The organism is Streptomyces albus subsp. chlorinus, from assembly GCF_013302895.1.
GTDB lineage: Bacteria > Actinomycetota > Actinomycetes > Streptomycetales > Streptomycetaceae > Streptomyces > Streptomyces chlorinus.
This window is the reverse complement of sequence record NZ_VJOK01000001.1, coordinates 2,106,721-2,129,581: the sequence shown is the minus strand read 5'-3', so window position 1 is coordinate 2,129,581 and position 22,861 is coordinate 2,106,721. Positions and strand designations below refer to the sequence as shown.

Below are 22,861 nucleotides of genomic sequence, written 5' to 3'. Positions count from 1 at the left end.
CCGCCGACAGCCGGTGACCTGCCGCCCCCTCCGCCGCCCCCCGGCCCCGAACGAGTGGCCCGCCCGCTCCCCGAACGAGTGGCCCGCCCGCTCCCCGAACGAGTTGCCCCGCCCGAGACGCTGATGTGGAAGGCTGATTCGCCGTGCTGACCGTGGACTTCTCCCGTTTTCCGCTCGCCGCGGGCGACCGCGTGCTCGACCTGGGGTGCGGCGCGGGACGGCACGCCTTCGAGTGCTACCGGCGCGGCGCGCGCGTGGTGGCCCTCGACCGCAACGCCGAGGAGATCCGCGAGGTCGCCGCCTGGTTCGCCGCCATGGCCGAGGCGGGCGAGGCCCCCGAGGGCGCCACCGCGACCGCCATGGAGGGCGACGCGCTGGCCCTGCCCTTCCCCGACGACAGCTTCGACGTCGTCATCATCTCCGAGGTCATGGAGCACATCCCCGACGACAAGGGCGTCCTCGCCGAGATGGTGCGCGTCCTCAGGCCCGGCGGCCGTATCGCCGTCACCGTGCCGCGCTACGGCCCCGAGAAGGTCTGCTGGGCGCTCAGCGACGCCTACCACGAGGTCGAGGGCGGCCACATCCGCATCTACCGCGCCACCGAACTGCTGGCCAAGCTGCGCGAGGCCGGGCTGCGCCCCTACGGCACCCACCACGCGCACGGCCTGCACGCGCCCTACTGGTGGCTCAAGTGCGCGTTCGGGGTGGACAACGACAAGGCTCTGCCGGTGCGCGCCTACCACAAACTGCTGGTGTGGGACATCATGAAGCGCCCGCTGGCCACCCGCCTCGCCGAGCGGGCCCTCGACCCGCTCATCGGCAAGAGCTTCGTCGCCTACGCGACCAAACCGCACCTGCCGCGCCTGCCCGGCCTCGCCGAGGCGGACGGCCGGCCCGGTGAGAGCGCGGCGGCGGCCAAGTGACCAGCCCGGAGCGGACGGAGCGGCTGGTCCTGCCGGGGGTGCTGACGGCAGCGCAGGCCCGGCAGACCGTCGCCGGCATCGCCGCCCAGCAGCGCGGGGACGGGGCCATACCCTGGTTCCGCGGCCACCACCTCGACCCGTGGGACCACGTCGAGGCCGCCATGGCGCTCGACGCGGCGGGCGAGCACGAGCGTGCCGAGGCCGCCTACCGCTGGCTCGCCGCCCACCAACTGCCCGACGGCTCCTGGTACGCCGCCTACGCCGACGGGGACGCGGCCGAGCCCACCGACCGCACCCGCGAGACCAACTTCTGCGCCTACCCGGCCGTCGGCATCTGGCACCACTACCTGTCCACCGGCGACGACGCCTTCCTCGACCGGATGTGGCCCCACGTGATCGCCGCCGTCGAGTTCGTCCTCCAGCTCCAGCAGCCCGGCGGCCAGATCGGGTGGAAGCGCGAGGCCGACGGCACCTCGGCCACCGACGCGCTGCTGACCGGCTCCTGCTCCGTCTACCACGCCCTGCGGTGCGCGCTGGCGCTGGCCGAGCACCGCGAGGAGCCGCAGCCCGACTGGGAGCTGTCCACCGGCCGGCTCGGCCACGCCATCCGCCACCACCCCGAACGGTTCCTCGACAAGAGCCGCTACTCGATGGACTGGTACTACCCCGTCCTCGGCGGTGCCCTGCGCGGCACCGCCGCCAAGGAACGCGTCGAGGAGGGCTGGGACACCTTCGTGGTGCCCGGCCTCGGCTGCCGCTGCGTGACCCCCAACCCCTGGGTCACCGGCGGCGAGAGCGCCGAACTCGCCCTGGCGCTGTGGGCCATGGGCGAGTCCGACCGCGCGCTGGACATCCTCACCTGGATGACCCACCTGCGGGCCGACGACGGCATGTACTGGACCGGCTACGTCTTCGAGGACGACACCGTCTGGCCCGTCGAGCGCACCACCTGGACCGCCGGCGCCCTCCTCCTGGCCGTCGCCGCCCTGGGCGGTGACGAGGCGACGGTACAGGTCTTCCGCGGCGACGACCTGCCCACCGGCCTGGACCCGGACTGCTGCTGAGCCCGGCACCCCGCTGCTCGGGGCCCGGCCGCCCTTCACCCCCGGCCCCCCGGCCGCCCCGCGCCGGACGAGCCCCCCTCGGCCCGCCCGGCGCGCGCCTCCAGCACCTCGACGGCCACCTCGGCGGCCTCGCCGTAGGGCACGCCGGTGATCTTCCTCGCGCACGGCAGGCACGCGGACGCCCCGGCGGCGGGCCCGGAGCCCCGTTCGATGACGGCGATCAACTCGACGTCGAGGGCGTGGCCTCGGTGCCAGAAGCAGAATCCGGCGCTCATCCGGCCGCCCTCCCGTTGTCCTTGCCCTTGTCGATGGAGTGGGTCGCGTCCGTGCCCACGCACCGGCGGCAGCGGGCACCGAGCGAGGTGAGGGCCTTGTCGTCCTCGGCTGCGGTCGCTTCCGCGGTCAGCGGCTGTCCGCAGCGGCGGCAGGTTCCGTACCAGCCCGGCCGGTGGGAGGCGAGACGCAACGGGAACGCATCAGCCACGGCGCTCCTCACCTCCGGGCCGGCAGAGCACGCACCGGCAGCGCGGCCAGCGCCAGTTCGTCTCCGGCCGGTCATCCACGCGGAGGCTGCGCGGGCGCGTCCAGGAGCGGCCGGAGTCGCGGGAGACGCGGATCCTCATGCGGCTCACGAGTACGTCACCCGCGCACGCGTCGCGTTGGTGCCGGGCCGACTCGGACGACTGTCGCTTCTGCTGGGCCGACGTGCGCAAGTCCTCCAGGACGGCCCACCATTGGTAACCGGTGTGCGTGGTCAGCCGCATGGCGCCGTCGGGGCGGACCCATGGCGCCTCAGTCGGCACGGCGCCTTCGGCATAGTTCTCATGTGCCTCATGGGCTCCGCGCTCACCGGAAGGACCAGTACTACGCGATGACAACTTGCTGGTTCTCACAGTAACTCCTTCGTTACGTTTCGTGTTTCCAGGCAACGTAGAGGCAGGGAGAAGGAAGGCGAGCACGCAAAGTGCGTGCCTTACACCGGAGGGCGCCATGGAAACTGGACGCATCGGCCGACGCATCGCCTACTGGCGCGAGCGCCGCGGCTTCACCCAGGGCGACTTCGGCCGCCAGATGGGTAAGTCCCGAAGATGGGTCCAAGACCTCGAAGGCGGGCAGCGGCAGGCCGACCCTCGGCTGTCGGTCCTGGAGCGCGCAGCCGAGATCCTGCGCGTCCCCTTGGAGCAGTTGTTGGCCGAGATCCCTGACGCCTCAGTCCCTACGGAGACCCCCGCCGACGTTCGTGCGGTTCTCGATGCGCTGGACCATCACGACATACTGACCGGGGTCTTCGGGCCCGACCGCGAGCCGCCGCCGCCCACCGCTGTGAGACGTTCCCTGGACTACTGCTGCAACGCATTCCAGGCGTGCCACTACTCGGCCATCGGCCGACAACTGCCGCAGCTTCTGATCGACGCCCACCGTGCAGCGGCCTCCGCTCCGGCAGGCGCCGAGTGCGCGGCACACGCGGTCCTTTCGCGCGTCTACCAGCTCACCGCGTCCTTTTTGCACAAGTTCGGCACGACGACCACGGCGCCGGCCGCCCTCGCAGCTGACCGTGCCCTTGCCGCCGCCGAGCGCTCCGGCGATCCAGTGGCCATCGGTGCGGCCTCCCGGCGCGTGGCCAAAAGCCTGATGTACCAGCAGCGGCCGGAAGCGGCCGTCAGCTTCGCGACGCGGGCGGCAGCTCGACTGTCGGCGGATCTCGGAGCAGCGGGACCGCTGGGTCTGTCCACGCTGGGGATGCTGTACCTGAACGCGGCCGTTGCCGCTTCGGCCCGGCCGCGCACCCCCGGATCCGTCATCGAAGCTTCCGGCCATGTGGACCAGGCCGAAGAGGCGGCCGGCCGCCAGGGTGAGGACCGCAACGAGGACTGGACGATGTTCGGGCCGACCAACGTGCGTCTTCATCGCATTGATGTCCTCGTGCGCTTCGGGGACGGGTGGTCCGCCGTCGAAGCCGCCGAGGGCCTGGACCCGGCGGCGCTCGCGGGCCTCACCCGCGAGCGCCGTGCGCTGCACCTCCTCGCGATGGCACGCGCTTCGGTCCTGACACGGCAGCGGGAGCAGGCCACGCGCGCTCTTCTGGAGGCCGACGCGATGGCACCGGAAGAGGTGCGGGGCCGCCCCTCCGGCGTCCACGTGGTACGCGACGTCGTCGCTGTGACACCTCAACCGTCCCGGGAGTTGCGTGAGCTGGCGGAACGCTGTGGACTCCGGGCATGACCAAGCCGGTGCTCTACCTGATCGCTTGTGCGGCAGGTCCCACTCAGCACATCGACGAAGCGGTCCGCCGGGCCCAGGACGCGGGGTGGGACGTCTGCCTGGTGCTGACCCCTTCGGCCGCCCGTTGGTGGGAGGGGCGGATTCCGAAGCTGGAGACTCTGACCGGGCACACGGTGCGCCGGCAGTACAAGGTGCCGGGCGAGCGTGACGCACTGCCGAAGGCCGACGCCGTCCTGGTGGCGCCGTTGAGCTGCACGAGCCTGAACAAGTGGGGTGCGGGCATCGCCGACACGTTGGCGCTCGGTCTCGCCTCCGAGGCGGTGCACCTGGGCGTACCCGTGGTGGCGATGCCCTTCTTCAACCGGGCCCAGGACGCGCAGCCCGCCGTCGCCCGGAGTGTGGCGGCGCTCCGCGAGCAGGGAGTGACCGTCCTCCACGGGCCGGGCGGCTACACCCCTCATCCACCCGGGCACGGCGATGCTGTCGCCTTCCCGTGGGACGTCGCCCTCCAAGCCCTCGCGGGGCCCACGGCGTGAAGCCCCGCGGGGAGAGGTTCACAAGGTGAGGTCCGCCAGTGCCCGTAAGGTGTCCGGGTCGGGGGCCGTTACCAGGAGGTCCGTGACGGGGCCGGAGCGCCACAACTCCAGTCGTTCCGCGAGGCGTGCGCGGGGGCCCACGAGGGAGATCTCGTCGGCGAAGGCGTCGGGCACGGCGCGTACCGCCTCCTCGCGGCGGCCCTCGGCGAACAGGGCCTGGACACGGGCGGCCTCGTCCGCGTACCCCATGCGTGCCATCAGCTCCGCGTGGAAGTTGCGGCGGGCGTGCCCCATGCCGCCGATGTAGAAGCCGAGCATGGCCTTGACGGGCAGCAGCCCCTCCGCGACGTCGTCGCAGAGCCGGGCCTGCGCCAGGGGGGCGACCAGGAAGCCGGGCGGCGCGTCCGCGAGGGCCGGTGCGTGGACCGGAGCCCGCGTCGGTGACCAGTACAGCGGGAGCCAGCCGTCGGCGATGCGCGCGGTCTGGGCGATGTTCTTGGGGCCTTCGGCCCCGAGCAGCACCGGCAGCCCGGACCGCAGCGGGTGCGTGATGGACTTGAGCGGCTTGCCCATGCCGGTGCCGTCCGGCCCGGCGTAGGGGTGGGTGTGGTAGCGCCCGTCGAGCCGCACGGGCCCCTCGCGGCGCAGCACCTGCCGTACGACGTCCACGTACTCACGCGTCGCGGTGAGCGGGGAGGCGGGGAAGGGGCGGCCGTACCAGCCCTCCACCACCTGCGGCCCGGACAGCCCCAGGCCCAGCATCATCCGGCCGCCGGAGAGGTGGTCGAGGGTGAGGGCGTGCATGGCGGTGGCGGTCGGTGTGCGGGCCGCCATCTGCGCCACGGCCGTGCCCAGGCGGATGCGGGAGGTGTGCGCGGCGATCCAGGTGAGCGGGGTGAAGGCGTCCGAGCCCCAGGACTCGGAGGTCCACACCGAGTGGTAGCCGAGGTCCTCGGCGTGCCGGGCCAGGTCGAGGTGGCGGGGGTCGGGGCCGCGGCCCCAGTAGCCGAGCGCCAGTCCGAGCCGCATTCCCTCTCCCTCCGCCGCACCCGGCCACTTCCGGGCCGCACTCGGCCGCTTCCAGCCGCACCTGCCGCTTCCGGCCGCTCCCGGGCTGGTGCACCAGCGGCCGAACCGCCAGCGGGCTGAAGCACCCGTGAGCCGAAGCACCAAAGAGCTGATGGCCCGGCGGGCTGACGGGCCCGGCGAACTGAGGGAGCGTCAGCCCGGCCGGTGCAGCGTACGGCAGCGGCCCCTCGCCCGAAAAGGGCGAGGCCCCGCCCTGTTCGGGCGAGGCCTTCGCGGGTGCGCGTGCGGGCCGGTGGCGGTCAGCCGCGCTGGATGTTGGAGGTGTCCTGGAGGACGCCGCGGCGCCCGTCCTGCGTCTGGGCCACCAGCGCCTGGCCGCGCTGCTCGACCGCCAGGTACCAGGTGCCCGGCGCCAGTTCGGCGATCGGCTGGGGCGAGCCGTCCTCCGGGAAGAGGGGGCGCGCCATCGGGACGGCGAACCAGAACGGCTGGAAGTTGGGGTCCGGGGCGCCGGCGGCACCCTGCGGACCGCCGTGCGACTGGCCGGGACCGGGCTGGTCCTGCGCCGGCTGGCCGCCGTAGGGACCCGGCTGGCCGGCCTGCGGGGCGCCCGGGTAGCCGTAGCCGCCCTGCTGCGGGCCGCCCGGGTAGCCGTAACCGGCCTGCGGCTGCCCGCCGTACGGGCCCGGACGGGCGCCGCCCGCGGGCATCAGCGGTGCCGCCAGCGCGGGCACGACCGGGGAGACCATCGCGGCGGCGGCGCCGATCAGGGTGGCGATCAGGGCCAGGATGGAGCCGGCACCCATGCTCGCCTCGTCCGGAGCGACGATCATCGACCACACCTGCGACCACAGCGAGACGACCAGCAGGCTCGCACCGAACTGGGGCAGCGTGATGGCGCCGAACTTGCGGCCCTCCGGCAGGAAGCGGCCACCAACCAGCAGCGCGGCGCCGATGATGCCCGTCAGGAAGATCGTGGGCAGGATCAGCTGGAGCTTCTCCGTGTCCCAGGCGTTGGGCATGTCGATCTTGTCGCAGAGCGAGCCGTCGCAGTCTGCGGAGAAGTACTCGAGGAACGAAGCGATGAACAGCAGCACCGCTGCTCCTATCACCGCACCGTCGCCTCGCGTGAGCGAGCGGATGTTCACGTGGGGTCCTTCGTCTGTCTGGTCATGGTCGTCAAGTCTGCCGGGGGTGAGCACCCCATCGTACGGATGACACTACGGGCCGGTCCGGGGGGTTCGCTTCTCGGTTTCACGATTTCCCCTCCTGCGCGGCGAGGAAAGCGGCGATCCCGTCCGCCACCCCGCGCGCGGCCTTTTCGCGCCACTTCGCCGAGGTGAGGTTCGCGGCGTCGCGTGGATCACGCATGTTGCCGCATTCGAGGAAGACCTTGGGTACCTTGCTCAGATTGAGACCGCCCAGATCGTCCCTGGTGTCCAAACCGTTGCCGTCGCCCAGGTAGTTGGCGGGGCGCTCGCCGGTGGCGTCGTGGAAGGCGTCCCGCAGCTCGGTGCCGAGCAGCTCGGAGGGGCGCACGATCTCCCGGGTGTCCGCGGCGCCCGCGTGCACCGGTGCGGGAAGAATCACATGGAAACCGCGGCTTCCGCTGGGGGCGCCGTCCGCGTGGAGCGAAATGGCGGCGTCCGCTTGTGCCTGATTTCCCTTTTCCGCGCGTTCATCCACGCATGGGCCGTACGGTTCGTCCCCGTCGTGGGTCAACTTCACGGTGGCTCCGCGTTCCCGAAGCTGCGCGCGGACCCGGTGCGCGAGATCGAGGGTGAACTCCGCCTCCGGGTAACCGGAATTGGTGGCGGTGCCCGTGGTGTCGCATTCCTTCTTTCCCGTGCCGATATCGACGGGCCGGGAAATCTTGCCGGGCTGGTCGCGGTTGTGCGGATTGTGGCCGGGGTCGACGACGATCACCTTGCCGCGCAGCGGCCGGCCGGGGGTCTTCCGCGCCTTGCCGCCCGCGTCGTCGTCTCCGTCGCCCGCGTGGTCGCCCCCGCGGCCCCTCCCGTCGCCCCCGTCGTCCTTCCCCTTCCCCCCGTGCGGGTCCGGCTCCGTCGCCCTCGCCGCCGGGGAGCGGGTGGAGCGGTCCCTGCCGTCCCCGTCCCCCGTGCCGCCGGACACCCCGCACCCGGCGGCACCCAGGCACACGGCCCCGGCGACCAGTACGGCCGCCACTCGTCGGCCTGTCCGCCGCCGCCTCGCAAAGCATCCATTCGACACGGCCGTAGATGGTAGGCCCTCGGGGTGACACCTCCCGACGGCGGTGGGTGCCCCACGGGCCCGGGCCGCCCGCGGAGCCCGCCGTTCCACCCCGCCGGAGGCCGGAGAGCGGAGACCGGAGACGGGATCAGGGGCGGCGGCGCAGGACGCGCAGCGAGCCGGTGGCCGGGCCGGGAACGTAGTCGCCCGAGGCCAGGGCGCGTTCGTGGATGTGGTGAGGGGCCTGTCCGCCGTCCGCCGGGTCCGGGAAGACGTCGTGGATGACCAGCAGCCCGCCGGGCGCCAGGTGCGGCGTCCAGCCCTCGTAGTCCGCGGTGGCGTGCTCCTCGGTGTGGCCGCCGTCGATGAAGACGAGCCCCAGCGGCGTCCCCCATACCGCGGCGACCTGCGGGGAGCGCCCCACCAGCGCGATCACCTGCTCCTCCAGGCCGGCCGCGTGCAGGGTGCGGCGGAAGGCGGGGAGCGTGTCCATCCTCCCCACCACCGGATCGACGACCTCCGGGTCGTGGTACTCCCACCCCGGCTGCTGCTCCTCGCTGCCCCGGTGGTGGTCGACGGTGAGCGCCGTCACCCCGGTGCGGCGCGCCGCGTCCGCCAGCAGCAGCGTGGAGCGCCCGCAGTAGGTGCCCACCTCCAGCAGGGGCAGCCCGAGTGCCCCCGCCTCGACGGCCGCCGCGTACAGCGCCAGGCCCTCGTCCAGCGGCATGAAGCCCTTCGCCGCCTCGAACGCGGCGCGCGTGTGCGGTCCGGGGACGGGGGCCTGGTTCATCGTGTCTACCTCCGCTGTGGGTGCTGGCCTCACGCGCGCGTCCCGCGCTGTTCACGCCGGGCCGGTGCGGTAGCCGCCATGCTGCCCTACCGGCTTCCTCCGCCCGGGCGGCAGGTACCCTCGCCGGACCACCCGGCCCGGGGGACGCGGGGGACGGCGAGTGACGGGGAGCGAGTCCCCCCATGAACGGCGCCCACCCCACAGGAGAGGACCGGATGCACGAGAAGGCGGAGGGACCCGAGAAGGCGGAGGGGTCCGAGTCCGGGAGGACCGGGGAGCCCGCGCCCGAGAAGGCGGGGGCGCCCGCGTCCGAGAAGGCCGGGGGGACCAGGAATGCTGAGGGGACCACAGGGCGGCCTGGGGGGGGCCGGGGTGTCCGAGGAGCCCGAGGGGTCCCGTCCGGCCGAGGAGGCGGCCTCGGCGAGGGCCGCCCGGGCCGGCGGGGCCGGTGGGCGGCTGGGCCGCCTCGTACGGGGCAGGGCCGGGGCCGGGCTGGCCGGTGCGGTCGTCGGGGCGCTGCTGGCGGCCGGTGTGCTGGTGTGGCGCGCCGGGGAGCTGCCGTTCCTGCCCCGGGACGTGTGCTGGGGCTCCCTCTCGCCCGAGGTGGTGGACGGGATCGGCGGTGGCGGCGACGTACGGGCGAGGCAGCTTCCGCTGGAGCAGGCCGCGACGGCGGACAGCCGCACCACCCAGTGCCGGATCGAGGGCTGGAAGGACGACGAGCGCAGGTGGCAGGTCACCGCGGAGGTCCGCGCACTCGACCGGTTCCGGGGCCGGGACGGGCGGGAGTGGGCGGATGAGTTCCTCTCGCCCCGGATGGCGCCGCTGGGCGGCGAGGTCACCGGTATGGTCTCCGACAGCCGTGCCTGGGCTGCCCTCCCGGCGAGCTGCACCGGCGCCGGGGACGGCCCGCCGACGGTCGTCACGCTCGCGGCCGGGAACGTGGAGGGGAACACGGGGTCCGACCCGGCGAGGACGCGGTCCCACCGGGCGGGCATGGCCCGCGCGGTGGTGGCGCTGGCCAACGGGGTGAAGGCGGAGAAGGGCTGCGAGGGCCGCTACGCGCCGCCGCGGACGGACGCGCTCGCGCCGCTGCCCAGGACCCGGGTCCTGGACGGGAACGGTCCCCGGGAGCTGTGCGGCCTGAAGGGGGCACGGCTGCCGGAGGGGATGCGCGGCAGCGAGCGGTACCCGTACCGGATGCGGGCCGGCACGCACGCCTCGGGCCCCGCGCACTCCTGCGAGGTGGGCCTCGACTTCCCGCTGGACGGGACGCGCTTCACCACCGTCGAGGACCCGCGCCTCGCCCGTGCCGTGGAGCCGCTGGCCCGCAGGAGTTCCGTGCGCTTCAAGGGGGAGCACGGCTACGGCGCGCTCTCCGGAGACCTCGCCGTCTACGCGGCCACCTGCCGGACGGGGCAGGTCGTCTTCATGGCGCGCACGGAGAACTACGACCCGAAGGGCTCGACGCCGCTCGACCTGCTGCCCTCCTATGTGCGGGCGGAGTCGAAGCGCATCGGCTGCGGCGAGGAGACGGTGAGGATGCCGCGCCTTCCGTCCGTGACCGGCTGAGGGCTCGCGGGGCCGGGGGAGCCGGCACCCTCCGGGCCGCCGGATCCGCTCCCATGGATTCCCGCCCATTGGATTCCCTCCCAATGAAACGTGTTCTACCGTGCCCCGCATGGTCGACGGGAGCATCGGCGGCATCGGGATCACGCGGGAACACCGGGAGTTGGCCGATTCCGTGCGGGGCTGGCTGGCACGTGCCGTCCCCGCCGAGGAGCGGCGCGCCGTGCTCGACGCGCCGCCGGGCCGCGACCGGCCCGCGCACTGGGAGGGCCTGGCCCGGCAGGGGCTGTGCGGTCTCCACCTGCCGGAGGAGGCGGGCGGCGGGGGCGGTTCGCTGCTCGATCTGGCCGTCGTGCTGGAGGAGACGGGCCGCGCGGCGCTGCCGGGCCCCTACCTGCCGCACGTCCTGGCCGCCGGGCTGCTGCACGCGGCGGGCGCCGAGGGGGAGTTGGTCCGCGCGCTCGCTACCGGCGAGCGCGTCGGCGCCGTGGCCCTCGGCACAGGCTCTCTCACCGTCACCCACCCCGCCCCTTCCGCCGTTTCCTCCGCCACCCACCCCGCCGCCTCCGCAGCCTCCGCTGGTTCCTCCGCCTCCTCCGCCTCCTCCGCCACGGAACCCGGCGGCGCGCCCGGCGCCACGCCACCCGGCGCCACAGCGCCCGGCGGCACGGCGGACAACGGCACGGCGGACAACGCCCCCGCGGGCGACGTCCTCGTGCTGGACGGCACGGCGCCGCCCGTCCTCGGCGGCGCGCAGGCCGATGTGCTGCTCCTGGCCGCGAGGCGGAGCGCCGCACCCGGCAGCGGCACCGTATGGGTGGCCGTGGACGCCGCGTCGCTCGGCGTGCGTCCGCACGAGAGCACCGATCCGCTCCGCCCCACCGCCGAGGTCACCGCGGCCGGGGTACCGGTCCCCGGCAGCCGCGTGCTCGCCCTGGACGCCGGCCGCGCCGGGGACCTGGCCCGCACGCTGCTGGCCGCCGAGGCGTGCGGGGTCGCCTCCTGGGCGCTGGAGACGGCCTCCGCGCACGCGCGCACCCGTGAGCAGTTCGGGCGGCCCATCGGCCAGTTCCAGGCCGTCAAGCACCTGTGCGCGGAGATGCTGGTGCGCGTCGAGCAGGCGCGGGCGCTCACCTGGGACGCGGCCCGCGCCGCCGGCGAGGAGGAGACCCCCGCTCCCGTCCGCGCCCTGACGGCGTCGCTCGCCGCCTCCGCCGCGCTGGAGGCCGCGTACGGCTGCGCCAAGGACTGCGTCCAGATCCTCGGCGGCATCGGCTTCACCTGGGAGCACGACGCGCACCTGTACCTGCGCCGGGCCGTGGCGGCCCGGCAACTGCTCGGCACCGGTACGGCACACCGGCTGCGGGCCGCGCGGCTCGCGGCCCGGGGCGTGCGCCGTGAGCTGCGCATGCGGCTGCCCGAGGGGGCGGAGGCGTACCGGGCCGCGGCCCGCGAGGTGCTCGCGCCCCTGCGCGGCAAGGACCCGGCCGCCGTACGCCGCGCGCTGGCGCCGACCGGGTACGCGGCCCCGCACCTGCCGGAGCCGTACGGGCTCGGCGCGGGCCCCGTGCAGCAGCTGGCCGTGCGGCGGGAGATGGACGAGGTCGGGGTGCGGGTCGGCGGCCTGGGCATCGCCACCTGGGTCGTCCCCTCGCTGATCGCGTACGGCACCGAGGAGCAGCGCGCCCGCCATCTGCCGCCCGCGCTGAGCGGCGAGGTGCTGTGGTGCCAGCTGTTCTCCGAACCGGGTGCGGGCTCCGACCTGGCCTCCCTGCGCACCCGGGCCGAGCGCATGGAGGACGGCCGCTGGCGTGTCAGCGGGCAGAAGGTGTGGACGTCGGCCGCGCAGTGGGCGCACTGGGGCATCCTGCTGGCCCGCACGGACCCGCGCGCGCCCAAGCACGAGGGGCTGACGTTCTTCCTGGTGGACATGAGGAACACCCCTGGCCTCGACATCCGCCCGCTCAAGGAGATCACCGGGGACTCCCTCTTCAACGAGGTCTGGTTCGACGACGCCGTGCTGCCCGCCGACGCGGTGGTCGGCCGGGTGAACGACGGCTGGCGGGTGGCCCGTCACACCCTGGGCAACGAACGGGTCCACATGGCCGACCAGGTGGCCTTCAGCACCGGCCTGGAGACGCTGTTCGGCCGGCTGGGACCGGGGGAGGGCGCCGAGCGTGCCGTGGGTGACACCGCGGCGGCCGGCCGCACCGCACCGGCCGGGAGCACCCCGGCGGCCGACAACTCCGCGGCGGCCGGTGACCCCCGGGCGGCCGACAACTCTGCGGCGGACAGCGACTCCCCGGCGGCCGGCGGCCCCGCGGCCGTCGACGACACCGTGCGGGAGCGGCTCGGCGCGCTGGCCGCGGAGGCGCACGCGCTCGTGTGCATCGGGCTGCGCACCACGCTCCGGCAGGTCGAGGGCCTCGACCCGGGCGCGGGCGCCAGCGTGCGCAAGCTGGTCCAGACCGCGCACCAGCAGAAGGTCGCCGAACTGGCGCTGGAACTCCTCGGCCCGCACGGCGCGGTGCGCGAGGGCGCGGGCGGGCGCGCCGTGCACGGCTTCCTGATGTCCCGCTGCCTGACCATCGCGGGCGGCACCACCCAGGTCCAGCTCAACGTGGTCGCCGAGCGCCTGCTCGGCCTGCCCCGCGACCCCGAGCCGACCGGCCCGCCGCCGCGGTACACGACCGAGGAGCAGCCATGACAGGAAAGACGTTCGTCATCGGTGTCGGGACGACCCCGTTCGCCAAGCCGGAGACCCGCGCGTGGCAGTACTGGGACATGGCCGAGGAGGCGGGCCAGGCGGCCCTGTCCGACGCCGGGATCGGCTACGACCTGGTCGAGCAGGCCGCCGTCGGCTACTGCTACCAGCCCTCGACCGCCGCCCAGCGCGCCGTCTACGAACTCGGCCTGACCGGCATCCCCGTCTACAACGTCAACAACAACTGCGCCACCGGCTCCACCGCCCTCATGATGGCGCGGCAGTTCGTGGCCGGCGGACTGAGCGACTGCGTCCTGGCGCTCGGCTTCGAGAAGATGAGGAAGGGCGCGCTCGGTGCCGGGGCGGACGGCGGTGACTTCTCGGCCTCCCCGGTCGCCCGGCACTACGGGGTGATGGCGGCCCGGCACGGCTTCGCCGCGACCCCGCCCACCGCCCAGATCTTCGGCAACGCGGCCCGCGAGCACATGGAGCGCCACGGCACCACCCGCGCACAGCTCGCCGCCGTGGCCGAGAAGAACCACCGGCACTCGGTGGGCAATCCGCACGCCCAGTTCCGGGACCTCTACGAGCTGGAGGAGATCCTCGGCTCCAGGGTGGTCCACGACCCGCTGACCAAGCTGCAGTGCTCCCCCACCTCGGACGGCGCCGCGGCGGCCCTCGTCGCCTCCGAACGCTTCGTCGGGGAGCGGGGGCTGGAGCGGCGGGCCGTCGAGATCGCCGGGCAGGCGATGGCCACCGACACGGAGGAGACCTTCGCCTCCGGCTCCTGCATCGACGTCGTGGGCCGTCCCGTCTCCCGCGCGGCGGCGGAGCGCGCCTACGCGGAGAGCGGGCTGGGCGTCGAGGACGTCGACGTGATCGAGCTGCACGACTGCTTCTCGGTGAACGAACTGCTCACCTATGAGGCGCTGGGCATGTGCGCGGAGGGCGCTTCCGGCGACCTGGTGGCCTCCGGTGCGACGACCTACGGCGGCCGCTGGGTCGTCAACCCCTCCGGCGGCCTCATCTCCAAAGGGCACCCCCTCGGTGCCACCGGTATCGCCCAGTGCGCCGAGCTGGTACGGCAGTTGCGGGGCGCCGCCGGGGCACGCCAGGTCGAGGGCGCCCGCGTCGGCCTGGCGCACAACATCGGCCTGGGCGGCGCCGCCGTGGTGACCGTGCTGCGCCGTTGAGCCGGGTGGTGGGGGCGGGCGGCCGGGACGAGCGGTGGGGGACGAGTGGCCGGGACGAGTGGCCGGGACGGGCGGGGACGTACGGCGGCGACGGGCGAGGGAAGAGGGCGGAGGAGGGCCGGTGTCACACTGGCGCCCATGCCCGACACCGCACCCGACTCCGCCGCCGCGCCGTCCCGGGCCCTGCGCCTGTGGGCGGTCGTACTGGCCGCCTGCGCCGGTCAGTTCCTCGTCGTGCTCGATGTCTCCGTCGTGAACGTCGCGCTGCCCTCGATGCGCGACACCCTGGACCTGTCGCCCACGGGACTGCAGTGGGTGGTCAACGCCTACACCCTCACCTTCTCCGGACTGATGCTCCTCGGCGGCAGGGCCGCCGACCTGTTCGGGCGCAAGCGCGTATTCCTCGCGGGCGTCGCCCTGTTCTCGGCGGCGAGCCTGGCCGGCGGCCTGGCGCGGGAGCCGTGGCACCTGCTGGCGGCCCGCGGCATCCAGGGCGTCGGTGCCGCGATCCTGGCACCGGCCACCCTCACGCTGCTGACGACCTCCGTGCCCCCGGGCCCGGCCCGCACCAGGGCCGTCGCCACCTGGTCGGCGGTCGGGGCGGGCGGGGGTGCGGCGGGCGGACTGGTGGGCGGGGTGCTCACCGACGCGCTCTCCTGGCGCTGGGTGCTGCTGATCAACGTCCCCATCGGGGTGCTGGTCCTGGTGGCGGCCGTGCTGTGGCTGACGGAGAGCCGGGGGGAGTCCGTGCGGCGGCTCGACGTCCCCGGGGCGCTGCTCGCCACCCTGGGCCTGGGGGCCGTGGCGTACGGCATCGTCCGTACGGACAGCGCGGGCTGGACCGGCCCGGGCGCACTGGGCCCCCTGCTGGCCGGACTCGCGCTGCTGGGCCTGTTCGTGACGGTGGAGGCCCGCTCGCCCGAGCCGCTGGTGCCGCTGCGGCTCTTCCGCCGCCGGGCGGTCTCCTCCGCGAACCTCGCCATCTTCATCAACGGCCTGGCCATGTTCGCGATGTGGTACTTCCTGTCCCTCTACACGCAGAACGTGCTGCACTACACGCCGCTCCAGGCCGGTTTCGCGCTGGTCCCGCACTCGCTGACCATCGTGCTCGGCTCCAAGACCGCCCCCTTCCTCATGGCCCGGGTGGGCGAGGGCCACCTCGCCGTCCTCGGCTCGGCCATGGCCGGGCTCGGCTACCTGTGGCAGGGCGGCATGGATGCCGGAGGCGGATACGTGACCGCCCTGCTGGGCCCCGGTGTGCTGATGTCGCTGGGCGCGGGCCTGGCCGCGACGCCGCTGGCCACCATCGCCACGGCGACCGGCGCGCCGGGGGAGGCGGGCCTGCTGTCCGGCCTCTTCGGCACCTCCCGCACCATGGGCGGCGCCCTGGGCCTCGCCGTGCTCTCCACCGTCGCCGCGGCCGCCACCGACGGGCGTGCCGACCCGGCCTCGCTGGCCGAGGGGTACGGCGCCGCCTTCCGCGCCGGAGCGGTGACGCTCGCCGTCTGCGTGCTGTTCATGCTGTTCGCCCTGCCGCGGGACCGGCGGCGGCCCGCCGCCGTGCGGGAGGGCACCCAGGAGGGCGCCCCCGAGCTGCCGTAGCCGGAACCGCACGGGGCCGGGCGGGGACATGCGGCCCGTACGGGGCGGCTACAGCCAGCCGTTCCGGCGGGCCGCGCGGACGGCCTCCATCCGGTTGCGGGTGGAGGTCTTGCCGATGGCGGCCGACAGATAGTTGCGCACGGTCGCCCCCGACAGGTGCAGCCGCCCGGCGATGTCCGCGACGGTGGAGCCGTCGGCGGCGGCCGAGAGGACCTCCTGCTCGCGCGGCGTCAGCGGGTTGGGGCCCACGCTCAGCGCGGCGGCGGCCAGCGCCGGGTCGATGACCCGCTCGCCGGCCAGCACCTTGCGGATCGCCCCGGCCAGCTCCTCGACGGGCCCGTCCTTGACGAGGAAACCGCCGGCCCCCGACTCCATGGCGCGGCGCAGATAGCCGGGCCTGCCGAACGTCGTCAGGATGAGCACCGCGCACGAGGGCAGCCGCTCGTGCAGGTCGCCTGCCACCTCCAGCCCGCTGCGGGCGGGCAGCTCGATGTCGAGGAGGGCCACGTCGGGCCGCTCCCTGAGGGCGGCGGGCAGGACCTCGTCGCCGGAGGCGACCTGCGCGACGACCTCCATGTCGTCCTCCAGGCCGAGCAGCAGGGCGAGCGCGCCGCGCATCATGCCCTGGTCCTCCGCCAGCAGCACTCTGGTCACTGTGCCGTCCTCTCCGTGTCCGCGCCCTGTTCCACGTCCCCGGCGCCCTCGGTCCGCGAGGTGTCCACCGGCAGTTCGGCCACCACGCGGAAGCCGCGCCGCCCGTCGGGGCCGCTGTCGAGGGTGCCGCCGGCCGCGGCCAGCCGCTCGGCCAGCCCCGTCAGACCCGTACCGGCCCGCTTCCGGTCACCGGAGCCTACGGGAGGGGTGCGGTCGCCGGTGCCCGCCGGTGGGGTGCGGTCGCCGGTGCCCCGGCCGTCGTCGGTGACGGTCAGCCGCACCCGGTCGTCGTCCGCCCGCACCTCGATCTCGCACCGGCCCGCCCCGCTGTGCCGCACCGTGTTGGTGACGCACTCGCGCACCACCCAGCCCAGCAGCGCCTCGGTCTGCGGCGGCAGGGGCGGGCCCGACCGCCGGACGACGGGGGTGATGGCCGCCGCCTCCAGCACCGAGCCGGCCCGCTCCAGTTCGGTGCCGAGGCCGCCCTCGCGGTAACCGCTGACCGCCTCGCGGATCTCGGTGAGCGCCTGGCGGCCGACGGCCTCGATGTCGGCGGCCTGCGCCAGCGCGGCGTCCAGGTCGCGGGTGCCCAGGCGCCGTACCGCCTCGGCCTTCACCACGATCACCGAGAGGGTGTGCCCCAGCAGGTCGTGCAGGTCGCGGGAGAAGCGCAGCCGCTCCCGCTCCACCGCCGTGCGGGCCAGCTCCTGCCGGGTCGCCTCCAGCTGCCGCACCGTGTCGAAGAGGCCCAGCATCGCGGCCGTCACCATGCCGGAGACGAAGGTGCCGTAGCCGATGCCCGCGGCATCGGACCATGCGCCGTGCCCGTGGTCCCAGCCACTGATGCTGCCGGCCGCGCTGCTCAGGATGATCAGCCACACCGCGAGGGGCTTGCCGCGCAGCGACCGCACCGTCCCGGAGGCGAGGGAGAGCAGTGGGAAGTACATGGTCCAGGCGCCGCCGAGGCCGAGGGCGACGGCGAAGGTGACGACGGTCAGTCCGGCCAGCCCGTACAGCGGGGTGCGCGGGTCGCGGCGGGGGTCGAAGGCGGAGAAGACGACGAGGATGTAGAGGGAGTTGAACGCCAGCAGCGCGGCCCCGCCGAGCCAGGGATCGACGCCCTTGCCCTGGACGGTGTGGGAGAAGGCTCCGAGCCCCATCAGCAGCCACGGCAGGAAGGAGTACTTGCCGGGTCCCCTGGGCCGCGTGGCCGCGTGCCCGTTCGGCCAGTCCGGCTCGTCGCCCGTCGTCTCGTGCCCCGCCGGCGGGGCGCATGCGGCTGTCGTCATGCCTACGACGGTACGGCGTGCGGCCGTGAGCTGGGCAGATGCGAATGTGGTGGGTCGGAGGGGACGAATGTCACGGCCGCCGGTGCCTGAGGGGGCGTCAGGTCTTCCCAAGCGCGGTGCGCTGCGTTATACAGGTAGCCCGATCGGTTAGAACACGTTCTTGTTCCCGTACGTCTCCCATCCCCACTCCCTGGCCCGGCCGACGGTGCGGACGGCCGGGCCAGGGCCCTCACCGGCCCCGGCCCGCGGAAGCGAGGAGCCCAGCACCCCATGCCCATCGACGCAGCGAAGGCCCTCGCGGCCGAACCCCGCAGCACCGAGATCCGCTGGGACCACAAGGACGTCCAGCTCTACCACCTCGGCCTCGGCGCGGGCGTCCCCGCCACCGACCCGGCCGAACTCCGCTACACCCTGGAGAGCAGGCTGCACGTCCTCCCCTCGTTCGCCACCGTGGCGGGCGCGGGCATGGGCGTCGTCGGCGGGCTCTCCGCCCCCGGCATCGAGGTGGACCTGGCGGCCGTGCTGCACGGCGCCCAGGCGGTCACCGTCCACCGCCCCCTCCCCGTCGGCGGACGCGCCACCTCCACCTCCCGCGTCGCCGACGTCTACGACAAGGGCAAGGCCGCGATCCTCGTCCTGCGCACCGACGTCACCGACGACGACGGCCCGCTGTGGAGCAGCGAGGCCCAGCTCTTCGTCCGCGGCGAGGGCGGGTTCGGCGGCAAGCGCGGCCCCTCGGCGCGGCTGGAGGCCCCCGACCGCGCCCCCGACCTGGTCACCGAGTGCGGCACCCGCGAGGACCAGGCCCTGCTCTACCGCCTCTCCGGCGACTGGAACCCCCTGCACGCCGACCCGGAGTTCGCCCGGCTCGCCGGGTTCGGCCGGCCGATCCTGCACGGGCTGTGCTCCTACGGCATGGCCCTCAAGGCGGTCGTGGACCGCGTACTGGACGGCGACGTCACCCGTATCTCCTCCTACGCGGTGCGGTTCGCCGGGGTCGTGTACCCCGGCGAGACCCTGCGGGTCCGCGTCTGGCGCCTCGACGAGGGCCGGCTCCAGCTCACCGCCACGGCGGTGGAGCGGGACGACGCGGTGGTGCTGGGGAACGGCGTGGTGACGCACAGCTGAAGGCCCGGGGCGGTCTGCGGCGGGGGCCGCGGGGTGGGCCGAGCCGCGCCGCACCCGGCACCGCACCGCACTCCCCGCCCACCTCCACCGAAGGGAGCCCAAGTGCGCGCAGCGGTACTGCGAGAGACCGGCCAGGACAAGCTCGAGGTGGTCGGCGACGTCGAACCGGCCGGGTTCGGCCCCGGCAAGGTACGGGTCCGCATGCGGGCCACCGGCCTGTGCCACTCCGACCTCTCCGCGATGAGCGGCGTCCTCCCGCAGCCGGCCCCGTTCGTGCCCGGCCACGAGGGCGCGGGCGAGGTCCTGGAGGTGGGGGAGGGGGTCAGCCATGTCTCCCCCGGCGACCGGGTGCTGGTGTGCTGGCTGCCCGCCTGCAACTCCTGCCCCGCCTGCCGCAGGGGCCAGCGCCACCTGTGCCTGGCCGGCTTCATGAACGCGGGCACCGCCAACTTCCGCACCACGGGCGGCACGGACGTCTTCGGCTTCGCCGGCACCGGCACCTTCGCCGAGGAGGCCGTCCTGGACGGGCCGTGCGCGGTGCCGATACCCGACGACGTGCCCTTCGAGATCGCCGCGCTCATCGGCTGCGGCGTCACCACGGGCCTCGGCGCCGCCTTCAACACCGCGCGGGTGGAGGCCGGTTCCTCGGTCGCGGTCCTCGGCTGCGGCGGCGTGGGCCTCAGCACCGTCCAGGGGGCGCGGGCCTGCGGGGCCGCACAGATCGTCGCTGTCGACCCGGTGGCCTCGCGCCGTGAGGCGGCGCTGCGCTTCGGCGCCACCGAGGCCGTCGCCCCGGACGCACTCGCCGACGCCAGGCGCCGGCTCACCGCCGACGAGGGATTCGACTACGTCTTCGAAGTGGTCGGCAGGTCCGCGACGGCCCGTACCGCGTACGAGGCCACCCGGCGCGGCGGCACGCTCTGCGTGGTCGGCGCGGGCGCCATGGACGACCAGGTGCACTTCACCATGTTCGAGCTGTTCTTCGACGAGAAGCGCATCCTCCCCTCCCTCTACGGCGGCGGCGACGTGCTGCGCGGCTACGACCGGGCCATCGCGCTGTGGCGCGCGGGACGCGTCGACCTGGAGGGGCTGATCACCCACCGGGTGCGGCTCGGCGAGATCAACGAGGCCATCGACCAGATGCGCTCCGGCGAGGCGCTCCGCACCAGCATCTCGCTGTAGCGCCACGCGCCCGGCCCGCCGCGCGCCCCCTCCCCACCGCGGCGCCCCGCGCCGCCGCCCCCGCCGACCAGGAAGGACCCGCATGTTGGAACAGGGCTGTTTGCAGGGCAGGACCGCGATCGTGACCGGTGCGGGGCGCGGTCTGGGCCGGGCCGAGGCACTGGAGCTGGCACGGCTGGGAGCGCGGGTCGTCGTCAACGACTTCGGCCGGCCCGGCAGGGACGGGAGCGGGGACGCGTCCGCCGCGCCCGCCGAGCGGGTCGCCGCCGAGATCCGCGCGGCGGGCGGCGAGGCCGTCGCCGACCAGGGCGACGTGGCCGACTTCGCCCAGGCCGGCGACCTGGTGCGACGAGCCCTGGACACCTACGGTTCGCTGGACGTCCTGGTCAACAACGCGGGCATCCTGCGGGACCGGATGGTCTTCTCGATGACCGAGGACGAGTGGGACTCGGTCGTCCGCGTCCACCTCAAGGGCCACTTCAACACCACCCACTTCGCCGCCGCGCACTGGCGGGCCGCCGCCAAGAAGGCGGGCGGCCCGGTCTACGGACGCATCGTCAACACCTCCTCCGAGGCGTTCGTCGCCGGCTCTGCGGGACAGCCCAACTACGCGGCGGCCAAGGGCGGCATCGTCGGCCTGACGACCTCGACGGCGGGCGCGCTGGCCAAGTACGGGGTGACCACGAACGCCATCTGCCCCCGCGCGCGCACCCGGATGACCGAGGACGTCTTCGCCGGTTTCGAGCCGCCCGCCGAGGGCCCCGACCCACTGGCGCCCGAGCACGTCTCCCCACTGGTGGGCTACCTCGCCTCCCCCGCCGCGTCCCACGTCAACGGCCAGCTTCTGGTGGTGCACGGCGGCATGGTGGCGGTGCTCGAACGGCCCGGGGTGGCGGCCAAGTTCGACACGGCCGGGGACTTCTTCAGCCACGAGGAACTGGACCGGCTGCTGACCCCGTTCTTCGCCGGCCGCTCCCCGCGGGAGACCTTCGCCGCGAGCGAGGTCCTGGGCCTCAGGAAGGGCTGAGGACACCCGCCGTGGCGGCCGGCGGCGCCCGCCGGGAGGGCGCCGCCGGCCGGGCCCGACGACGAAGCCCCGGCCACCGCTGGTCGGGCGGTGGCCGGGGCTGGTCGGCCATGGCCTGCGGACGGTCCGGGCCGGCTCAGGGCTGCTGCGCGGATTCGGGACGGCGGTGCCGCCCCTGCGCGGGCACGGTCTGCTCCTCGTGTGCGGCGGCCGCCCCCCTGTGCTTCCCCCGGTGCGTCCCCTCGCCGGCCGTCTGCTGATTGCTCGGCGTCTCGGTCTGGGTGTCGGACATCGCGATGTCACTCCGTCGCTCTCTTGCTGCCGTCGTACCCGGCGGAGTTTAACGACCATGACCGCGGCCCTTCAGAGCGTTTCGCCCGCTGATCACGCCGTTCCGCTGGTCAGCGGGGACTGCTGGAGCGGCACCGGTTTCCTGGCCGGTTCCCCCACGAGGCCGAACGACCCCGTACCGCCTGCGGAAACGGCCCTCCGGACCATGGAACCCAGCAGTCCGGTAGGCGGTCCTCCGTGATGCGGATGTTGCAGACCCGTGACGTCACCGCTCCCCGCCACACCGGCCCCCCGCGCGGGCGGCGCCACCGGCGCCAGCGGCGTCCACCGGGCAAGAGCCGCCGGCCGCACCGGAACCGCCCCCTCCGGCGCGACCGGCGACGCCGGACCCGGACCCGGACCCCTCGACGGTGCCGGGGCGGCCGGTGCGGACGCGGGTGCGGGTGCGGGTGCGGACGTGGGCACGGACACCGGTGCCGGTGCCTGGTGCGACGGGGACAGCGCGGGTGCCGGGGCGGATGCCGGGCGTGCCGACGCCGCTGCCGGTGCGGGCCGCGACGACGGCAGTGCCGGTGTCCGTGCCGGTGCCGACGCCGCTGCCGGTGCGGGGCGTGACGACGGCAGCGTCGGTGTCGGTGCGGGCGTCCGCAGAGGCGTGGCCGGAGCCGGTGTGCGCCCCTCTGCCGTGCTGCCCCGCGACGCCGTGCCGGCGGTCGCCGCCCCGCTCGACGCCGCGCCTCCCGCCCGCCCGGCCCCGGGGTGCCGCGCCGCGGTGTGCGGCGTCTCCTCGGTGTCGGGCAGCGGGGTCCGCATCCTTGCCAGGCCGCACGGGTTGTGTGCGGTGGAGTAGGGGACGCGCAGTTCGCCCTCGGCCGTCCACAGCCCCTGGCCCGTCAGCCACCCCGGCGGGCTCGCCACGTGCCGCAGCTCCTTGAGGCCGGGCCGCCACACGGCCAGCCAGGTGCCCTGCGCGGTGTCCACCCGCAGCGCGATCCCGCACCGCTCCGGCAGCAGGGTCTGGCCGGGCTGCACGGCGATCGGTGTCAGCCGGGTGCCGTGGGGGTGCAGCACCTCGGGGAAGCGGACGGGGCGGTGGCTGCCCAGTACGCCCCAGCCGAGCCGTTCCTGGCCGGGCGCGTCGGAGCGGACGAGCAGCAGGCCGCTGTCCGGGTCGGCGAGCAGCAGCCGGTCCTCGCTCTCCTCCGTGATCTGGAGCAGCGGCGAGACCGCGCCGCGGGCCAGGTCCACGGTGACCGTCTTGACGGGGCCCCGGCCGCCCGGCCCGGTCGCGTCGACGGCGAGCAGCCGCCCCCTCCGGGTCCAGCCAGGCGCCGCCCGAGCAGCGGCCCTCGATCGGGCGACGCGCTCGGGTGTCCGGGACGCCCCGCCGGCCACGCGCCAGACGCCGGNGGGCGCGTCCGTCCCGCTCGGCGGCGAGCGCGTAGG

Annotated in this window: 20 protein-coding genes; 11 read left to right on the top strand and 9 right to left on the bottom strand. The window is 74.7% G+C overall.

Going from position 1 to position 22,861, the window contains the following annotated elements; genetic code table 11:
- Positions 1–143 precede the first annotated feature (143 nt).
- Positions 144–923, top strand: a complete 780-nt coding sequence (locus FM076_RS09565; protein WP_173869481.1) for a methyltransferase domain-containing protein — start codon at positions 144–146, stop codon at positions 921–923.
- Positions 920–1,987, top strand: coding sequence for a prenyltransferase (locus tag FM076_RS09560; protein ID WP_173869480.1), 1,068 nt, complete (start codon positions 920–922; stop codon positions 1,985–1,987). Before FM076_RS09565 ends, FM076_RS09560 begins: the two co-directional genes overlap by 4 nt.
- Positions 1,988–2,022: 35 nt before the next feature.
- On the opposite strand, the gene FM076_RS09555 is transcribed toward FM076_RS09560, so the two are convergent.
- Positions 2,023–2,262: a hypothetical protein gene (locus FM076_RS09555; RefSeq protein ID WP_173869479.1), complete on the bottom strand. Its 240-nt coding sequence runs from the start codon at positions 2,260–2,262 to the stop codon at positions 2,023–2,025.
- Positions 2,259–2,471 (bottom strand): hypothetical protein, encoded by a 213-nt coding sequence (locus tag FM076_RS09550; protein ID WP_173869478.1) that lies wholly within the window; start codon positions 2,469–2,471, stop codon positions 2,259–2,261. Before FM076_RS09550 ends, FM076_RS09555 begins: the two co-directional genes overlap by 4 nt.
- A gap of 506 nt (positions 2,472–2,977) precedes the next feature.
- Between FM076_RS09550 and FM076_RS09545 the strand changes: the two genes are divergently transcribed.
- Both FM076_RS09545 and FM076_RS09540 read left to right on the top strand, forming a co-directional pair.
- Positions 2,978–4,210 (top strand): helix-turn-helix domain-containing protein, encoded by a 1,233-nt coding sequence (locus tag FM076_RS09545; RefSeq protein ID WP_173869477.1) that lies wholly within the window; start codon positions 2,978–2,980, stop codon positions 4,208–4,210.
- Positions 4,207–4,746: a flavoprotein gene (locus FM076_RS09540; protein ID WP_173869476.1), complete on the top strand. Its 540-nt coding sequence runs from the start codon at positions 4,207–4,209 to the stop codon at positions 4,744–4,746. The genes FM076_RS09545 and FM076_RS09540 overlap by 4 nt, the downstream gene beginning before the upstream one ends.
- 18 nt (positions 4,747–4,764) lie before the next feature.
- Here FM076_RS09540 and FM076_RS09535 read toward each other — a convergent pair whose 3' ends face one another.
- The 4 genes from FM076_RS09535 to FM076_RS09520 form a co-directional block, all read right to left on the bottom strand.
- On the bottom strand, positions 4,765–5,775 hold the full coding sequence (locus tag FM076_RS09535; protein ID WP_173869475.1) for an LLM class F420-dependent oxidoreductase: 1,011 nt from the start codon (positions 5,773–5,775) through the stop codon (positions 4,765–4,767).
- Between the two features lie 299 nt (positions 5,776–6,074).
- Positions 6,075–6,923 (bottom strand): DUF5336 domain-containing protein, encoded by an 849-nt coding sequence (locus FM076_RS09530; RefSeq protein WP_173869474.1) that lies wholly within the window; start codon positions 6,921–6,923, stop codon positions 6,075–6,077.
- A 106-nt stretch (positions 6,924–7,029) separates the two neighbouring features.
- On the bottom strand, positions 7,030–8,007 hold the full coding sequence (locus tag FM076_RS09525; RefSeq protein WP_345944940.1) for an N-acetylmuramoyl-L-alanine amidase: 978 nt from the start codon (positions 8,005–8,007) through the stop codon (positions 7,030–7,032).
- A 127-nt stretch (positions 8,008–8,134) separates the two neighbouring features.
- Entirely contained in the window at positions 8,135–8,776 is a 642-nt protein-coding gene (locus tag FM076_RS09520) for a class I SAM-dependent methyltransferase (protein ID WP_173869473.1), read from the bottom strand.
- Positions 8,777–9,148: 372 nt separating this feature from the next.
- Between FM076_RS09520 and FM076_RS09515 the strand changes: the two genes are divergently transcribed.
- From FM076_RS09515 to FM076_RS09495, 4 genes are all read left to right on the top strand, one after another.
- Positions 9,149–10,348, top strand: coding sequence for a hypothetical protein (locus tag FM076_RS09515; RefSeq protein WP_173869472.1), 1,200 nt, complete (start codon positions 9,149–9,151; stop codon positions 10,346–10,348).
- Between the two features lie 109 nt (positions 10,349–10,457).
- The gene (locus tag FM076_RS09510) at positions 10,458–13,052 is read left to right on the top strand and encodes an acyl-CoA dehydrogenase (RefSeq protein ID WP_243274396.1); all 2,595 of its coding nucleotides are present in this window, start codon (positions 10,458–10,460) and stop codon (positions 13,050–13,052) included.
- Positions 13,049–14,242 (top strand): thiolase C-terminal domain-containing protein, encoded by a 1,194-nt coding sequence (locus FM076_RS09500; protein WP_173869471.1) that lies wholly within the window; start codon positions 13,049–13,051, stop codon positions 14,240–14,242. Before FM076_RS09510 ends, FM076_RS09500 begins: the two co-directional genes overlap by 4 nt.
- Before the next feature lie 138 nt (positions 14,243–14,380).
- Positions 14,381–15,844 (top strand): MFS transporter, encoded by a 1,464-nt coding sequence (locus tag FM076_RS09495; RefSeq protein WP_173869470.1) that lies wholly within the window; start codon positions 14,381–14,383, stop codon positions 15,842–15,844.
- Positions 15,845–15,892: 48 nt separating this feature from the next.
- Here the strand turns inward: FM076_RS09495 and FM076_RS09490 are convergent, their stop codons facing one another.
- Positions 15,893–16,498, bottom strand: coding sequence for a response regulator (locus FM076_RS09490; protein ID WP_173869469.1), 606 nt, complete (start codon positions 16,496–16,498; stop codon positions 15,893–15,895).
- Complete coding sequence (locus tag FM076_RS09485) at positions 16,495–17,787, bottom strand: sensor histidine kinase (protein ID WP_173869468.1); 1,293 nt, start codon at positions 17,785–17,787, stop codon at positions 16,495–16,497. Before FM076_RS09485 ends, FM076_RS09490 begins: the two co-directional genes overlap by 4 nt.
- A 270-nt stretch (positions 17,788–18,057) precedes the next feature.
- Here FM076_RS09485 and FM076_RS09480 point away from each other — a divergent pair, with 270 nt between their 5' ends.
- The 3 genes from FM076_RS09480 to FM076_RS09470 all read left to right on the top strand — a co-directional run bounded on the left by FM076_RS09480 (position 18,058) and on the right by FM076_RS09470 (position 21,124).
- Positions 18,058–18,915 carry a MaoC/PaaZ C-terminal domain-containing protein gene (locus FM076_RS09480; protein WP_173869467.1) on the top strand — a complete coding sequence of 286 codons (858 nt, stop codon included), beginning with the start codon at positions 18,058–18,060 and terminating at the stop codon, positions 18,913–18,915.
- Positions 18,916–19,017: 102 nt separating this feature from the next.
- Positions 19,018–20,097: an alcohol dehydrogenase catalytic domain-containing protein gene (locus FM076_RS09475; RefSeq protein WP_173869466.1), complete on the top strand. Its 1,080-nt coding sequence runs from the start codon at positions 19,018–19,020 to the stop codon at positions 20,095–20,097.
- A gap of 82 nt (positions 20,098–20,179) precedes the next feature.
- Complete coding sequence (locus FM076_RS09470; protein ID WP_173869465.1) at positions 20,180–21,124, top strand: 3-oxoacyl-ACP reductase; 945 nt, start codon at positions 20,180–20,182, stop codon at positions 21,122–21,124.
- Between the two features lie 136 nt (positions 21,125–21,260).
- Here the strand turns inward: FM076_RS09470 and FM076_RS09465 are convergent, their stop codons facing one another.
- A complete protein-coding gene (locus FM076_RS09465; protein WP_173869464.1) occupies positions 21,261–21,416 on the bottom strand; it encodes a hypothetical protein in 156 nt (51 codons plus the stop codon).
- Between the last annotated feature and the right edge of the window lie 1,445 nt (positions 21,417–22,861).

What these genes read in the sequence shown, in the direction of transcription:
- FM076_RS09500 (WP_173869471.1), top strand. Translation starts at nt 13,049, where the DNA reads ATGACAGGAAAGACGTTCGTCATCGGTGTCGGGACGACCCCGTTCGCC.
- FM076_RS09470 (WP_173869465.1), top strand. Translation starts at nt 20,180, where the DNA reads ATGTTGGAACAGGGCTGTTTGCAGGGCAGGACCGCGATCGTGACCGGT.
- FM076_RS09535 (WP_173869475.1), bottom strand. Translation starts at nt 5,775, where the DNA reads ATGCGGCTCGGACTGGCGCTCGGCTACTGGGGCCGCGGCCCCGACCCC.
- FM076_RS09495 (WP_173869470.1), top strand. Translation starts at nt 14,381, where the DNA reads ATGCCCGACACCGCACCCGACTCCGCCGCCGCGCCGTCCCGGGCCCTG.
- FM076_RS09480 (WP_173869467.1), top strand. Translation starts at nt 18,058, where the DNA reads ATGCCCATCGACGCAGCGAAGGCCCTCGCGGCCGAACCCCGCAGCACC.
- FM076_RS09545 (WP_173869477.1), top strand. Translation starts at nt 2,978, where the DNA reads ATGGAAACTGGACGCATCGGCCGACGCATCGCCTACTGGCGCGAGCGC.
- FM076_RS09465 (WP_173869464.1), bottom strand. Translation starts at nt 21,416, where the DNA reads ATGTCCGACACCCAGACCGAGACGCCGAGCAATCAGCAGACGGCCGGC.
- FM076_RS09540 (WP_173869476.1), top strand. Translation starts at nt 4,207, where the DNA reads ATGACCAAGCCGGTGCTCTACCTGATCGCTTGTGCGGCAGGTCCCACT.
- FM076_RS09510 (WP_243274396.1), top strand. Translation starts at nt 10,458, where the DNA reads ATGGTCGACGGGAGCATCGGCGGCATCGGGATCACGCGGGAACACCGG.
- FM076_RS09555 (WP_173869479.1), bottom strand. Translation starts at nt 2,262, where the DNA reads ATGAGCGCCGGATTCTGCTTCTGGCACCGAGGCCACGCCCTCGACGTC.
- FM076_RS09520 (WP_173869473.1), bottom strand. Translation starts at nt 8,776, where the DNA reads ATGAACCAGGCCCCCGTCCCCGGACCGCACACGCGCGCCGCGTTCGAG.
- FM076_RS09485 (WP_173869468.1), bottom strand. Translation starts at nt 17,787, where the DNA reads ATGACGACAGCCGCATGCGCCCCGCCGGCGGGGCACGAGACGACGGGC.